Raw genomic sequence first — 13,652 nt, forward strand, 5'->3', positions numbered from 1 at the left:
CGCCACGACGCCGCGGGAGCACGGTCCACCGTCAGCCCTCGTGGACCTGGTAGCCAGCACCACGGAGGTGCTCGAGGACCTGCGCGCAGTGGTCGGGCCCGCGGGTCTCGACCTGCACGCCGATCTCGACCTCGTCGATCGCGAGGTCGATGCCGGTCCGCGTGTGCCCGACATGCATGACGTTCCCGCCGGTTGCGGCGAGCTCGGCGAGCAGCGCCGCGAGCGCACCTGGCTTGTCGTCGATCGTGACGCGCATCTGCAGGTACCGCCCCGCCGAGGCGAGGCCGTGCCGTACGACCCGCAGGAGCACGATCGGGTCGATGTTGCCGCCGGACAGCACGACGACGGCGGGCGTCTGCACCGGTTCCCCGGCCAGGAGCGCAGCGACCCCGGCCGCCCCCGAGGGCTCGACGAGCAGCTTGGCGCGCTCGGCGACGAGCAGGAGGGCCCGCGAGAGGTCCTCCTCGGAGACCGTGCGCACGGGCACGTGCCGTCCCGCGAGGATCGCGAACGGGACCTCCCCGGGGCAGCCGACGGCGATCCCGTCGGCCATGGTGCCCATCGTCTCGAGGGCGACGGGCCGCCCCGCGACGAGCGAACCGGGGTAGGCGGCGGCGCCTGCGGCCTGCACGCCGATGACCTGCACGTCGCGGTGGTCGTCACCCAGGGCGGCGACGATCCCGGCCGCGAGGCCACCTCCCCCGATCGGGACGAGGATGGTCCGGACGTCGGGGACCTGCTCGAGGATCTCGAGCGCGATCGTGCCCTGGCCCGCGACGACGTCCGGGTGGTCGAACGGGTGGATGAGCACCGCGCCGGTGCGGTCGGCGTGCTCACGCGCGGCGACGAGCGCCTCGTCGACCGACGTCCCCGCGGTCACCACGTGCGCGCCGTACTGCTGGGTCGCGGCGATCTTGGGCAGCGCGGCGCCGTGGGGCATGTACACCGTCGCGTCGACGCCGAGGAGCCGTGCGGCGAGCGCGACCCCCTGCGCGTGGTTGCCGGCGCTCGCGGCGACGACCCCGCGCGCCTTCTCCTCGGCCGTGAGCCTGGACATGCGCACGTACGCGCCGCGGATCTTGAACGACCCGGCTCGCTGGAGGTTCTCGCACTTGAGGTGCACGGGCCCGCCGGCCAGCGCGGAGACCGCACGGCTCGACTCCACGGGTGTGCGCAGGCTGATGCCGTCCAGCACGGCGGCGGCCTCGAGGACGTCCGAGGGGCCGACCACGGGGACGCTCACCTCTCGTCCGCCGTGCCAGTGGTGCCGGTGGTGCCGGTGCCGCTCGTGCGACCCGAGGCGAGCGGGTCTGCGTCAGGGCCGCCCTCGTCGACCAGCGGCGTGTCGCCCGTGGGGCCGTCGAGCTGTCTGAGCCGGCGGTTCAGCGCGTCCGGGTCCTGCCCGAGCGCGGGGAACTTGTCGCGGCCGTGCAGGTACAGCACGACCGTGTTGAGCGTCGCGACGAACGGCACCGCGAGGAGCGCGCCGACCACGCCCGCCGCGAGCGAGCCCGCGGCGACGGACAGCAGGACCGCGACGGGGTGGAGCGAGACCGCGTGCCCGAGGAGCAGCGGCTGGAGCACGTGGCTCTCGAACTGCTGCACGCCCAGCACGATCACGAGCATGATCAGCGCCTGGCCCGGGCCCTGGTCGACGAGCGCGACGAGCACGGCGATCGCACCGGTCGCGATCGCACCGACGAACGGGATGAAGCTCGCCAGGAACACGAGCACGGCGAGGGGCACCGCGAGCGGGATCCCGAGGATCAGCGCGCCCAGCCCGATGCCCACGGCGTCGATCGCGGCGACGAGGATCTGCGTGCGTGTGAACGCCGCGAGCGTCACCACGCCGCGCCGGGACGCCTCGTACGCGGGCTGGCGGGCGGACTCGGGGAAGAGCCGCAGGATCCACGCCCAGATCGTCGCGCCGTCCTTGAGGAAGAAGAACAGGCAGAACAGGGTCACGACGGCGCCCGCCAGGACGTGGCCCACGGTCGTCGTCACGGAGAGCGCACCCGAGACGAGGGTCCCGCTGTTGCTGCTCAGCTGCTCGCGCGCCTGGTCGAGGTACCTGCCGATCTCCTCGCTGCCGAGGCCGAGGTCGCTCGTGGCCGCGTACTCGAGGAGCTCGTCGATGCCCGCGGAGGCGCGCGACCACAGGTCCCCGATGCCCTGCACGATCTCGCGGCCGGCGACGGTCAGCAGGCCGGACACGACCGCGAGAAGCCCGAGGACGGCGACGCCCGACGCGACGCCACGGGGCAGGCGGGCCCGGCGCACGAGCGCGTCGACGACCGGGCCGAGCAGGACGGTCAGCAGCAGCGCGAGGACGACCGGGACCCACAGGACCTTCGAGTACGCCATGCCCACGACGACCACGCCGAGCGTGACCGCGACGAGCAGGACGCGCCACGCCCAGGCGGCCGCGACCTGGACGGAACGCGGGACGGCGTCGGACGCCGGGCCTCGTCCGCCCGGTGCGGCGGTCACGCGAGCGCCTGGCCGAGGTCGGCGACCAGGTCTGCCACGTCCTCGATGCCGACCGAGAGGCGCACGAGGTCGTCCGGGACCTCGAGCGCCGAGCCCGCGACGGATGCGTGCGTCATGTGGGCCGGGTGCTCGATGAGCGACTCGATGCCGCCCAGCGACTCGGCGAGCGTGAACACGTGCGTCCGGGCGCACACGTCGAGCGCCTTCTCCTTGCTCCCGACCCGGAAGGAGACCATGCCGCCGAAGCCGCTCATCTGGCGCGCCGCGGTCGCGTGGCCCGGGTGGTCCTCGAGCCCGGGGTAGATGACCTGGTCGACCGCGGGGTGGTCGCGCAGGAACGTCGCGACCGTCAGCGCGTTCGAGCAGTGCCGTCCCATGCGCACCGCGAGCGTCTTGAGGCCGCGCAGCGTCAGCCACGCGTCGAAGGGCCCCGCGACGGCGCCCGACGAGTTCTGGTGGAACGCGACCGCGTCCGTCAGCAGCGTCGTCCCGGTGGGTCCCTCGAGGCCCACGGGCAGCTGCGCGCCGTCGCCGACGACGAGCGCCCCGCCGACCACGTCGCTGTGCCCGCCGATGTACTTGGTCGTGGAGTGGACGACCACGTCGGCACCCAGCGCGAGCGGCTGCTGCAGGTACGGCGTGGCGAAGGTGTTGTCGACGACCAGGAGGGCGCCCGCCGCACGCGCGAGCGCCGCGAGGGCGGCGATGTCGCTCACGCCGAGCAGCGGGTTCGTGGGCGTCTCGACCCACACGACCTTGGTCCGCCCGTGCTCGATCGCGCCCGCGACCGCGTCGAGGTCCGTGAGGTCGACCGGCGTGTGCTCGATGCCCCAGGGGCCGAAGACCCGCGCGACGAGGCGGTACGTGCCGCCGTACGCGTCGTTCGGCACGACGACGTGGTCCCCGGGACGCAGCACCGCGCGAAGCAGCGTGTCCTCCGCGGCGAGGCCCGACGAGAAAGCGAAGCCCCGCGCGCCGCCCTCGACGGCCGCGAGCGCCTCCTCGAGCGCCGTGCGGGTCGGGTTGCCCGAGCGCGAGTACTCGTACCCGCCCCGCAGGCCGCCGACACCGTCCTGCTTGTAGGTCGAGACCTGGAAGATCGGGGTCACGACGGCGCCGGTGGCGGCGTCCGGCTCCTGCCCGGCGTGGATGGCCCGGGTCGAGAAGCCTGCGTTGGTCCAGTCCTGCGGCGTGGGTGCGTCTGTCACGCGTCCCAGGCTAGAGGTAGGCCCCGACGCGCACGCGCCAGGGAACACCGCGGGCGTCGGGCGCGTTGCGAGCCGATGGACGGCCGGCAGCCGGTCGACCGTCCACGAGCAAGGAGGCCCCATGTTCGGATCGATGCTGCGCACCACGATGGTCACGCCCGAGCGTGCGCTCAAGGGACGTGACGGGTACGCCTACGCCGTGCCCGAGCGGCACGCGGTCCTCGGCACGCCGCTGGCCGGCCCGTGGCCGCAGGGCACCGCCGTCGCGCACCTCGCGCTCGGGTGCTTCTGGGGTGCGGAGAAGGAGATGTGGCGGCTCCCCGGGGTCGTCACCACGGCCGCCGGCTACCAGGGGGGCTTCACCCCGTTCCCGACGTACGAGGAGACGTGCACGGGCCAGACCGGTCACACGGAGACGGTCCTCGTCGCCTACGACCCGACGGTGCTGAGCCACGCCGAGCTGATGCGTACCTTCTGGACCCTGCACGACCCGACGCAGGGGTTCCGCCAGGGCAACGACGTCGGCACCCAGTACCGGTCGGCGATCTTCACGACGACGCCCGAGCAGCTCGAGGCGGCGCTCGCGACCCGCGACGCGTTCGAGCCCGAGCTGCGCCGCAACGGGTACGGCCAGATCACCACCGAGATCCGGCCGGTCGACGGCGAGGGGGGCGCGGGCCGGTTCTACTACGCCGAGGACTACCACCAGCAGTACCTGCACAAGGTCCCGAACGGCTACTGCCCCGTCCACTCGACGGGCGTCGCCTGCCCGCTCCCCTCGTAGTCGCCCGACCTCGTAGGCGCCTGAGCGCGTAGGCCCGGCAGCGAGGCGCCGCTGCCGGGCCCACGCTGCGCCCCACGGGCGGGGGCTGGACGGGCGAGGGTGCCCGCTCCGCCGTCGCCCCGCGGGACCTGAGCCTCAGCCGACCTCCTGCCCCAGCTCCGCCTCGATGAGCTCCGTGACGTGTGCCGTTGCCGCGTCGTACTCGCGGCGGTCGAAGACGAACGGACCGAAGGCCGCGTAGGACCACTCGCGGCGGTACGGCTGCCGGAAGCCGGACCACGTGACCGTCTCGGGTGTCGCCGCGACGTCCACCTCGAGCGGCCAGCAGCCGACCTCGCCGCAGTCGCAGGCCAGGAGCCAGACCGAGCCGGGCTCCGGGCACTGCTGCCGAGCGTCGCCGCGCAGGTACTCGGTGAGCCGCCCGTAGTCGAAGAACGCGGGCACCAGGCCCCCGTAGGCGCCCCACGGCTCGTACCCGCTCTTGCGCTCGTAGGCGCCGACGAGGTCGCACAGCGTGACGCCGTCGACGACGGGCATGACCGCGGTGGGGCGGTCCGGGGTGTGGACGGCCCGGAACTCGATCGTCGGACGACTACCTGCCACTGGTCGGCTCCCTGGCTCGTGGAGCGTCCATGGTGGCACCCCAGCACCGCGCACGGGCGTCGTGCACAGGCTCCGGCCGCCCCCGCTGAGCGCGCCCGCGGGAGGCCGCGCGCCCGTCGCGCGACGGAGCGGGTCATCCTTGCGGCGTAGGAGCCGGGCCCGCACAGATACGCCTCATGGCCGTTCTGGTGCGGGCCCGGGCTCCGTAGGTTCGACTCGTCAGCACCGACGAGGAGGAACCATGATCGAGGCCGTAGGCCTGACCAAGAGGTACGGCGCGAAGACCGCCGTCGACGGTGTGTCGTTCACCGTCCAGCCCGGGAAGGTCACCGGCTTCCTGGGGCCCAACGGCGCCGGCAAGTCGACGACGATGCGCATGGTCGTCGGGCTCGACCGGCCGTCCGCCGGCTCGGTGACCGTCAACGGCAAGCACTACGCCCAGCACCGGGCTCCGCTCCAGGAGGTCGGCACGCTCCTCGACGCGAAGGCGGTGCACACCGGCCGCTCCGCGCAGAACCACCTGCTCGCCATGGCGGCGACCCACGGCATCGGCAAGGCGCGCGTGCGCGAGGTGATCGAGATGACGGGGCTCGAGGGCGTGGCGCGCAAGCGCGTCGGCGGCTTCTCTCTCGGCATGGGACAGCGCCTCGGCATCGCGGCGGCCCTGCTCGGCGACCCCCAGACGCTCATCCTCGACGAGCCCGTCAACGGCCTCGACCCCGAGGGCGTCCTGTGGGTCCGCAACCTCGTGCGCTACCTCGCGGGCCAGGGGCGCACGGTCTTCCTGTCCTCGCACCTCATGAGCGAGATGGCCCTCACCGCCGACCACATCATCGTGGTGGGCCGGGGCCGGGTCATCGCCGACGCCCCCGTCGGCGACATCGTCGCCCGCGCCACCGGGACCACGGTCCGCGTCCGGTCGCCCCAGGCGGCCGAGCTCGAGGCGGCGGTCCGCGCGGCGGGCGTCACCGTCGCGTCACCCGAGCTCGGCGTCCTCGAGATCACCGGGAGCACGGCCCCCGCGATCGGCGAGGCGGCCGCACGGGCCGGCGTCGTCCTGCACGAGCTCACGCCGCTCAACGGCTCGCTCGAGGACGCGTACATGCAGCTCACCGCCCAGGACGTCGAGTTCCACTCGCACGCCCCGCTCGGCGGCCCCGCCCCCGCCGGCCAGGCCGCCCACCCCGCCAGCCCGAAAGGCGCGACCGCGCCCCTGAACGAAGGTGCCCTGCGATGACCACCCTGGCCTCCCCCGCCCCGGCCGCTGCGACCCGGCCCCGCGCCGCGGTCAAGCCGGTCACGCTGACGCGCGTCGTCGCGTCGGAGTGGATCAAGTTCCGCACGATCCGCTCGACGTTCTGGACCCTGCCCGTGACGGCCCTGCTGATGATCGGCCTCGCCGTGCTCTACGCGTGGGGCGCCACGACCGTCGGCCCGGAGGAGATGGGCGCCGTCGACGGCGCGTCCGTCATCACGAGCGGGTGGTACTTCGCCCAGCTCGCCGTGAGCGTCCTGGCGATCCTCACGATCTCGGGCGAGTACAGCACCGGCATGATCCGGTCGACGCTGGCCGCGGTGCCGAAGCGGCTCCCGGCCCTGTGGGCGAAGGCCGCGGTCCTCGCGGTCGTCGTCGCCGTCGTCTCGGTGATCGCCGTGGCGCTCGCCTGGGTCGCCGTGCTGCCGTTCGCCGACCAGCTCGACCTGTCCCTGGACCTGGGTGACCCGTCGACCCTGCGCATGGTGGCCGGCGCCCCGCTGTACCTCGCGACCATCGCCGTGTTCGCCTTCGCGATCGGCGCGCTCATGCGTCACTCGGCCGGTGCGCTCGCCGTCGTCCTCGGCCTGCTCCTCGTGATCGAGAACGTGTTCGCGCTCATCCCGCTGCGCTTCTTCGAGCTTGTCAGCCCGTTCCTTCCGTCGACGGCCGGCACGCGCCTGCTCCTCACGGACGAGACGCTCGACTCGATGAACCGCGTCGAGGACGCCGTCCAGCTGAGCGCGTGGCAGGGCTACGGCGTGCTGGTGGTGTGGACGGTGGTCCTGCTGGTCCTCGCAGCGGTGCTCCTGCGCCGGCGCGACGCCTGAGGACGCACGTGACCGCCCCTGGGGCGGCGGCGGGGGCGTCGGACCGGTGGAGGGCCGGTCCGACGCCCTGCGTCGTCCAGGGCACCGCCGATGGGAGGCTGGTGCCGTGACAGCACACCGCCTGCGGACACCGCCCCCGGGGGCCCCTGCGCCCGGCCCGGTCCCGGCCGGGCACCCGGACGGTGCGCCGGAGTTCACCGAGCTCACGGCCCGGCGCCTCGGCCCCGTCCGCCGGTTCTTCGTGCGGCACCCCGTGGCGATGGACGTCGTCGTCATGCTCTGGTTCGCGGTGCCCTCGCTCCTCGCGCTCCTCGCGACCGCGACCCAGGGGCCGTTCTCGTGGGACGGGACGAGGCCCCAGCTCGTCGCGGCCGGGTTCATCGTCCTGGGCACCGTGCTCCTGTTCTGGCGCAGACGACGGCCCCTGCTCGTGATCACCGTGATGACGGTCCTCACGGCGGCGTGCACGGGCCTGTCCGGCTCGACGAACGGGTTCGACCTCGGCGTGTGCCTCGCGCTCTACGCAGTCGCGGCGTCACGGCCGGCCCTGACGACCTGGCTCTCGTTCACGGGCTCGATGGGAGTCACGGGCCTCGTCCTGTGGTCCTGGGAGGCGCCGGACGGCGTCCCCGCGAGCGACGTCGCGGGCGTGAGCGTGACCGACGACAACGGGGCCGTCGCCTTCAGCTCGCAGGACCGCCTGCTGACCATCGCGTTCGTCATGATCCTGGGCCTGCTAGCGGTCGCGATCGGCACGAGCGTGCGCAACCGCCGCCTGCACATCGCCGACCTCGTCGAGCGGGCCAACAGCCTCGCCCGGGACCGGGACCGGGAGGCGTTGCTCGCGCGGGCCGCCGAGCGCGCCAGGATCGCGCGTGAGATGCACGACGTCGTCGCCCACAGCCTGTCCGTCATGATCGCGCTCGGCGATGGCGCGTCGGCCGCGATCGAGCGATCGCCCGACCGGTCCCGGGCGGCGCTCGACGAGCTCTCGGCAACGGGGCGCGCGGCGCTCACGGACATGCGGCGCGTGCTGGGCGTGCTCGACGCCGGCCCCGAGCCGGACGCCGACGCCGCGCCGCTCGAGCCGCAGCCCTCCGCGCCCGACCTCGTGGCACTCGTCGAGCGGTTCCGGGCCGCGGGGCTGCCCGTGCGCACCGACGGCCTGACGACCGCGCTGCCCGGCGACGCCGGCCTCCAGCTCGCGGTCTACCGCATCGTCCAGGAGTCCCTCACGAACGTGCTGCGGCACGCACCCGGGACCTCCGGGGTGGACCTGACCCTGCGCCGCACGCCGGACGGCGTCGAGGTCGACGTCGTCGACGAGGGCCCGGCCCTGCCGGGCACGACGCCGCCGTCCGACGGCGCCGGGCGCGGCCTCATCGGTATCGGCGAACGCGCCGGCGTCTACGCGGGGACGGTCGATGCCGGCCCCTGGCACACCGGGTGGCGGGTCCGCACGGTCATCCCCTGGCAGGAGCGCGCATGATCCGGGTCCTTCTGGTCGACGACCAGGCACTGCTGCGCATGGGCTTCCGGCTCGTCCTCGAGGCCGAGGACGACATCGAGGTCGTCGGCGAGGCCGGGGACGGCGCGACGGCGGTCGACCAGGTCCGTGCCCTGGCGCCCGACGTGGTGCTCATGGACGTCCGCATGCCCGGTGTGAACGGGATCGAGGCCACCGGGCGGATCGTCGCCGAGCAGCCCGCCACGCGGATCCTCATCCTGACGACGTTCGACCTCGACGAGTACGCGTTCGCCGCGCTGCGGGCGGGGGCGAGCGGCTTCCTGCTCAAGGACGCCCGGCCCCCGGAGCTCATCGCCGCGATCCGCTCGGTGAGCTCGGGGGACGCGGTCGTCTCGCCGCGCATCACCCGACGCATGCTCGAGCTCTTCGCCCCGCAGATGCCCGCCTCGGGCGTCGTCCCGGAGGCGGCCGACGCCGTCGACCCGAGGCTCGCCGAGCTCACGCCACGCGAGCTGGAGGTCCTCCTGTCCATCGCGCACGGCTCGTCGAACGCGGAGATCGCGGAGCTGCTCTACCTCTCGGAGGCCACGGTCAAGACGCACGTGGGCCGCATCCTCGCCAAGCTCGGGGTGCGCGACCGCGTCCAGGCCGTCGTCCTGGCGTTCGAGACGGGCCTCGTGGGGCGCGGCCAGGCCTGAGCGTCCTGGCGCGCCCGACCGCCCGGACCGCCGCGCGCCCCGGGTGCGCGCGGCCGTCCGGGTGCACGGTCAGCGGCGTCGCGTGCCGACGATGTCGACGACGAAGACCAGCGTGTCCGTCCCGCCGATGCCGGCCTGGGGCATGCCGCGCTCGCCGTAGCCGAGGTGCGGCGGGATCGACAGGAGCATGCGCGAGCCCACCTGCTGGCCCACGAGCCCCTCGTCCCACCCGCCGATGACCGCACCCACGCCGATGGGGAACGAGATGGACGAGCGGCGGTCGTACGAGTTGTCGAACATCCGGCCGCCCCACACCTGGCCGTAGTAGTTGACCTCGATGTCGTCGCCCGCCTCGACGAGCTCGCCGTCGCCACGCGAGAGGACCTGCACGGCCAGGTCGCCCGGCGCGGGGGTGTCGGGGAAGGTGAGCACCGGCTTGTCGCCGAACACCCCGGAGGCGACGGGCAGCGGGGACGTGTTCTCGGGCATGGGTGACCTCTCCTGTCGGTGGCGCTGCGCCGGGTGCGCGTCGCCGCGGTCCATCGTGCCCGATGCCGGGCGCGGCCGCGCGAGGGTCAGACGCGCTCGGCGAGCCAGCGGATCTGACGGCCCACCTGGTGGGCCTGCCCGCCCTCGTGCTGGTTGAAGGGGTACTCGACGATCTCGGTCGAGGGCCGTGCGGCTCCTGCCGGCAGGAGGTCCGCCCAGCGGTTGTAGGCCGTGTAGACCGTCGACGGGGGGCATGTCAGGTCCATGAGCGCGACGGAGAAGAGGGCGTCGGCGCGGGCGCGCCGTGCGAAGTTGGCGCCGTCGATGTAGGAGAGCGTCCGGAACGCGGCGTCGACGTGGCCCCGGTGCACCGACAGGTAGCGCACGACCTCGCCGTACGGGTCGTTGTCGGTGATCTCCGTCGCACGACGGATGTGGCACAGGAAGGGCACGTCGGGCATCACTCCCACGAGGTCGGGCACGAGCCCTGCCACCGCGATGCTGATGCCGCCGCCCTGGCTCCCGCCGCAGACGGCGACGCGGGTCGCATCGGTGCCCGGCAGCTCCCGCGCGGCCTCGACGGCGCGCACGGCGTCGGTGAACAGACGCCGGTAGTAGTGCTGCTCGGGGTCCAGGATCCCGCGCGTCATGACGCCCGGGGTCTGCGGTCCGCTCCCGGTCGTGTCCGGGGTGTCGCCCCCGCTCCCCCACGTGCTGCCCTGCCCCCGGGTGTCCATGAACAGGTGCGCGTAGCCAGCGGCCGCCCACGTCAGGCGCTCGTGCGGGAGGCCCCGGCCGCCGCCGTAGCCCTGGTACTCGACGACGACCGGGAGGTCTTCGCGCGCGCCCGCGGGACGGGTGAGCCAGGCCTTGATGGGCTGCCCGCCGAATCCCGCGAACGTCACGTCGTGCACCTCGACGAGGGACAGCCCGGTCTCGACGGGCACGGCCTCGAGCGCGAGCGCGTGGCTACGCGTCTCGGCGAGGGTCTGCGCCCAGAACGCGTCGAAGTCGGCGGGCTCGGCCACCTCGGGCCGGTAGGAGCGGAGCTCCTCGACGGGCAGGTCGAACATCGGCACGGGCGGCCTCCTCGGCGGTGACGGGACTCGCCCAGATGTCTACCACGCGCCGGTGGGCCGTGTCGTAACGTTCCGACCGCGGGTTGCCCGCGTGTAGGTCAGCGCGCCAGGAACCCCAGGAGGTCGTGCCGCGTGAGGACCCCGACGGGGTCACCGTGCTCGACGACCATGAGCGCATCGGCCTGCTGCAGGGCCGTGCGCGCTGCCTCGACGTCCTCGCCGACACCGATGAGCGGCAGGGGCGCGGCCATGTGCCGGTCCACCCGGTCCGCGAGCGCGGCCCGGCCGCTGAACACCGCGTCCAGGAGGTCGCGCTCGCTCACCGAACCCGCGACCTCGCCCGACTTCACGGGCGGCTCGGCCTTGACGACGGGCATCTGCGAGACCCCGTACTCGTGCAGGATCTCGATCGCGTCGCGCACGGTGTCCGTCGGGTGGGCGTGCACGAGGTCGGGCAGCGCACCCGACTTCGACCGCAGCACGTCCCCGACGACGGCGCCCTGCTCCTCGCGCAGGAACCCGTACGAGCGCATCCACGCGTCGGAGAAGATCTTGGAGAGGTAGCCGCGCCCGCCGTCGGGCAGCAGCACGACGATCACGGCACGGGCCGCGGCGTCGGCGTCCTCCTCCTCGAGGCGGCGCGCGAGACGGAGCGCGGCGACGACCGCCATGCCGCAGGACCCGCCGACGAGCAGGCCCTCCTCGCGCGCCAGGCGGCGCGTCATGGCGAACGAGTCGGCGTCGCTCACGGCGATGATCTCGTCCGGGACCGTCGGGTCGTACGCGGCCGGCCAGAAGTCCTCGCCGACACCCTCGACGAGGTAGGGACGACCGTCGCCGCCCGAGTACACGGACCCCGCGGGGTCCGTACCGACGACGTGCACGCGCCCGCCTGCCTCGGGAGCCCGGTCGGCGCTCGCGTCCTTGAGGAAGCGGCCCGTCCCGGTGATCGTCCCGCCGGTGCCGACACCGGTGACGAAGTGCGTCACGCGCCCGTCGGTGTCCGCCCAGATCTCCGGGCCCGTGGTCTCGTAGTGGCTCGCGGGGCCGTTCTGGTTCGCGTACTGGTTGGGCTTCCACGCGCCGTCGATCTCCCGGACGAGCCGGTCCGAGACCGAGTAGTACGAGTCCGGGTGCTCGGGAGCGACGGCGGTGGGCGTGACCACGACCCGGGCGCCGTAGGCGGCGAGCACGTCCCGCTTGTCCTGCGAGACCTTGTCCGGGCACACGAACACGCAGTCGTAGCCCTTGCGCTGCGCGACGAGGGCCAGGCCGACACCGGTGTTGCCGCTCGTCGGCTCGACGATCGTCCCGCCGGGGCGCAGCTCGCCCGAGGCCTCGGCGGCCTCGATCATCTTGAGCGCGATGCGGTCCTTCACGGAGCCACCGGGGTTGAGGTACTCGACCTTGGCCAGCACGGTCGCGGCGAGGCCCTCGGTCACCGCGCCCAGGCGGACGAGCGGCGTGCCGCCGACGAGGTCGGAGATGTGCTCGGCGTACTTCACGGGGCAACCGCTCCTGGTGGTCGGCCGCGCCGGGCGGCGCGGGCTGGGTGGGTGGTCCTGGCCTCCCCGGACATGGCACGTCCCCGGCACCGTCGGGTAGACGGGTGCCGGGGACGTGGGGCCGTCACTCGCGGTTGAAGATCGCGAGGAGACGCAGGATCTCGAGGTAGAGCCACACGAGCGTGACGATGAGGCCGAACGCCGCGGACCAGGCGAACTTGGCCGGGACGCCCTGCTCGACGCCGCGCTTGATCGAGTCGAAGTCCATGATCAGCGACGCCGCGGCGAGGCCGACGGCGAAGAGCCCGACGAGCATGCCCATGGGGCCCTCGCGCAGCGGGCCGAAGCCCGAGCTGGCCATGAAGAACGAGAGGCCGAAGTTCACGAGCGAGAAGGCCAGGTACCCGACCATCGCGATCATGAGCCAGCGCGTGAACTTGGGCGTCACGCGGACCTTGCCCGAGCGGAACAGGAAGAGCGCGGCACCGAACGTCGTCAGCGTCCCGAGGATCGCCTGGAGCACGATCGGCTGGACCGCGTTGCCGTCGAACGTCATCGACTGGAACACGAGGCTGATACCACCGAGGAACACGCCCTCGGCGACCGTGTAGGCGACGATGAGCGCGGGGCTCGGGCTCTTCTTGAACGCGTTGACGAGGCCGAGCACGAGGCCGACGACCATGCCGATCGGCCACAGGCCCGGCGCGACGTACCAGGTCGCGGCGGCGACCACGACGAGGAGCGCGAGCAGCCCGCCCGTCTTCATGATCACGTCGTCGTACGTCATGCGGCCCGTCTCGCGCGTGGTCGCCGCGGGGGCGCCGTACATCTGCTCGAGGGTCGACGCGTTGAGGGTGCCGGCGGCGCCTGTCGCTCCACCGGTGGACGTGTAGGGGTTCGGCTGCACGACGGTCCCGCGGCCTCGCCGTGGCTCGCCGAAGATGGCGCTGTTGCTGAAGACGGGGTTGCTCACTGTGCCTCCTGGTCGCGGCGCCCGGCCCCGCGTGGACCGCGGAACGGGCAGGGGTGTCGCTGGCCGGTGTTCATCCTATGCACGTGCAACGCGGGGACGCCCTCGCGCGTTCCCGTCGCCCGGGCCGTCCACCGCTGCGCCGCAGCGGTACCCCCGGCGGGACTCGAACCCGCACTGTGCCGGGTTTAAGCCGGCTGCCTCTGCCAGTTGGGCTACGGGGGCCCGACGGCGTCCCTCACCTCGGGCGCTCGTCGGGCCCATCCTGCCAGC

General features: G+C 73.5%; 13 protein-coding genes and 1 tRNA gene. 5 read left to right on the forward strand and 9 right to left on the reverse strand.

Translation table 11 applies throughout. The annotated features are described in order from the left end of the window. Positions 1–31: 31 nt before the first annotated feature. The 3 genes from ilvA to FZ988_RS01940 are packed head-to-tail and all read right to left on the reverse strand — an operon-like array spanning position 32 to position 3,698. A complete protein-coding gene (gene ilvA / locus FZ988_RS01930; RefSeq protein WP_246169088.1) occupies positions 32–1,243 on the reverse strand; it encodes a threonine ammonia-lyase in 1,212 nt (403 codons plus the stop codon). Beyond that, positions 1,240–2,490, reverse strand: a complete 1,251-nt coding sequence (locus tag FZ988_RS01935; protein WP_149202299.1) for an AI-2E family transporter — start codon at positions 2,488–2,490, stop codon at positions 1,240–1,242. Before FZ988_RS01935 ends, ilvA begins: the two co-directional genes overlap by 4 nt. Next, on the reverse strand, positions 2,487–3,698 hold the full coding sequence (locus FZ988_RS01940) for a cystathionine gamma-synthase (protein ID WP_246169090.1): 1,212 nt from the start codon (positions 3,696–3,698) through the stop codon (positions 2,487–2,489). The genes FZ988_RS01935 and FZ988_RS01940 overlap by 4 nt, the downstream gene beginning before the upstream one ends. 121 nt (positions 3,699–3,819) lie before the next feature. On the opposite strand from FZ988_RS01940, the gene msrA reads away from it, so the two are divergent. Next, entirely contained in the window at positions 3,820–4,482 is a 663-nt protein-coding gene (gene msrA, locus FZ988_RS01945; protein WP_223145008.1) for a peptide-methionine (S)-S-oxide reductase MsrA, read from the forward strand. A 135-nt stretch (positions 4,483–4,617) separates the two neighbouring features. Here msrA and FZ988_RS01950 read toward each other — a convergent pair whose 3' ends face one another. Then, complete coding sequence (locus tag FZ988_RS01950) at positions 4,618–5,085, reverse strand: hypothetical protein (RefSeq protein ID WP_149202300.1); 468 nt, start codon at positions 5,083–5,085, stop codon at positions 4,618–4,620. Between the two features lie 241 nt (positions 5,086–5,326). Here FZ988_RS01950 and FZ988_RS01955 point away from each other — a divergent pair, with 241 nt between their 5' ends. From FZ988_RS01955 to FZ988_RS01970, 4 genes are all read left to right on the forward strand, one after another. Then, complete coding sequence (locus FZ988_RS01955) at positions 5,327–6,322, forward strand: ABC transporter ATP-binding protein (RefSeq protein ID WP_149202301.1); 996 nt, start codon at positions 5,327–5,329, stop codon at positions 6,320–6,322. Then, entirely contained in the window at positions 6,319–7,170 is an 852-nt protein-coding gene (locus FZ988_RS01960) for an ABC transporter permease (protein WP_149202302.1), read from the forward strand. Before FZ988_RS01955 ends, FZ988_RS01960 begins: the two co-directional genes overlap by 4 nt. Positions 7,171–7,276: 106 nt before the next feature. Next, a complete protein-coding gene (locus tag FZ988_RS01965) occupies positions 7,277–8,659 on the forward strand; it encodes a sensor histidine kinase (protein WP_149202303.1) in 1,383 nt (460 codons plus the stop codon). Beyond that, complete coding sequence (locus tag FZ988_RS01970; RefSeq protein WP_149202304.1) at positions 8,656–9,336, forward strand: response regulator; 681 nt, start codon at positions 8,656–8,658, stop codon at positions 9,334–9,336. Before FZ988_RS01965 ends, FZ988_RS01970 begins: the two co-directional genes overlap by 4 nt. A 69-nt stretch (positions 9,337–9,405) precedes the next feature. Here FZ988_RS01970 and FZ988_RS01975 read toward each other — a convergent pair whose 3' ends face one another. The 5 genes from FZ988_RS01975 to FZ988_RS01995 all read right to left on the reverse strand — a co-directional run bounded on the left by FZ988_RS01975 (position 9,406) and on the right by FZ988_RS01995 (position 13,604). Continuing rightward, positions 9,406–9,825 (reverse strand): FKBP-type peptidyl-prolyl cis-trans isomerase, encoded by a 420-nt coding sequence (locus FZ988_RS01975; protein ID WP_149202305.1) that lies wholly within the window; start codon positions 9,823–9,825, stop codon positions 9,406–9,408. A gap of 86 nt (positions 9,826–9,911) precedes the next feature. Continuing rightward, positions 9,912–10,904 (reverse strand): acetylxylan esterase, encoded by a 993-nt coding sequence (locus FZ988_RS01980; protein WP_149202306.1) that lies wholly within the window; start codon positions 10,902–10,904, stop codon positions 9,912–9,914. Positions 10,905–11,002: 98 nt separating this feature from the next. Beyond that, on the reverse strand, positions 11,003–12,409 hold the full coding sequence (locus FZ988_RS01985; RefSeq protein ID WP_149202307.1) for a cystathionine beta-synthase: 1,407 nt from the start codon (positions 12,407–12,409) through the stop codon (positions 11,003–11,005). Positions 12,410–12,533: 124 nt separating this feature from the next. After that, positions 12,534–13,382 carry a Bax inhibitor-1/YccA family protein gene (locus FZ988_RS01990; RefSeq protein ID WP_149202308.1) on the reverse strand — a complete coding sequence of 283 codons (849 nt, stop codon included), beginning with the start codon at positions 13,380–13,382 and terminating at the stop codon, positions 12,534–12,536. A gap of 148 nt (positions 13,383–13,530) precedes the next feature. After that, positions 13,531–13,604 (reverse strand) — tRNA-Leu (locus FZ988_RS01995). Positions 13,605–13,652: the final 48 nt, after the last annotated feature.

Origin of the sequence: Actinotalea subterranea, from assembly GCF_008364845.1 — a bacterium.
Taxonomy (GTDB): Bacteria; Actinomycetota; Actinomycetes; order Actinomycetales; family Cellulomonadaceae; genus Actinotalea; species Actinotalea subterranea.

Coding starts and splice junctions, on each gene's coding strand:
- msrA (WP_223145008.1), top strand. CDS start 3,820: ATGTTCGGATCGATGCTGCGCACCACGATGGTCACGCCCGAGCGTGCG.
- FZ988_RS01955 (WP_149202301.1), top strand. CDS start 5,327: ATGATCGAGGCCGTAGGCCTGACCAAGAGGTACGGCGCGAAGACCGCC.
- FZ988_RS01960 (WP_149202302.1), top strand. CDS start 6,319: ATGACCACCCTGGCCTCCCCCGCCCCGGCCGCTGCGACCCGGCCCCGC.
- FZ988_RS01970 (WP_149202304.1), top strand. CDS start 8,656: ATGATCCGGGTCCTTCTGGTCGACGACCAGGCACTGCTGCGCATGGGC.
- FZ988_RS01975 (WP_149202305.1), bottom strand. CDS start 9,825: ATGCCCGAGAACACGTCCCCGCTGCCCGTCGCCTCCGGGGTGTTCGGC.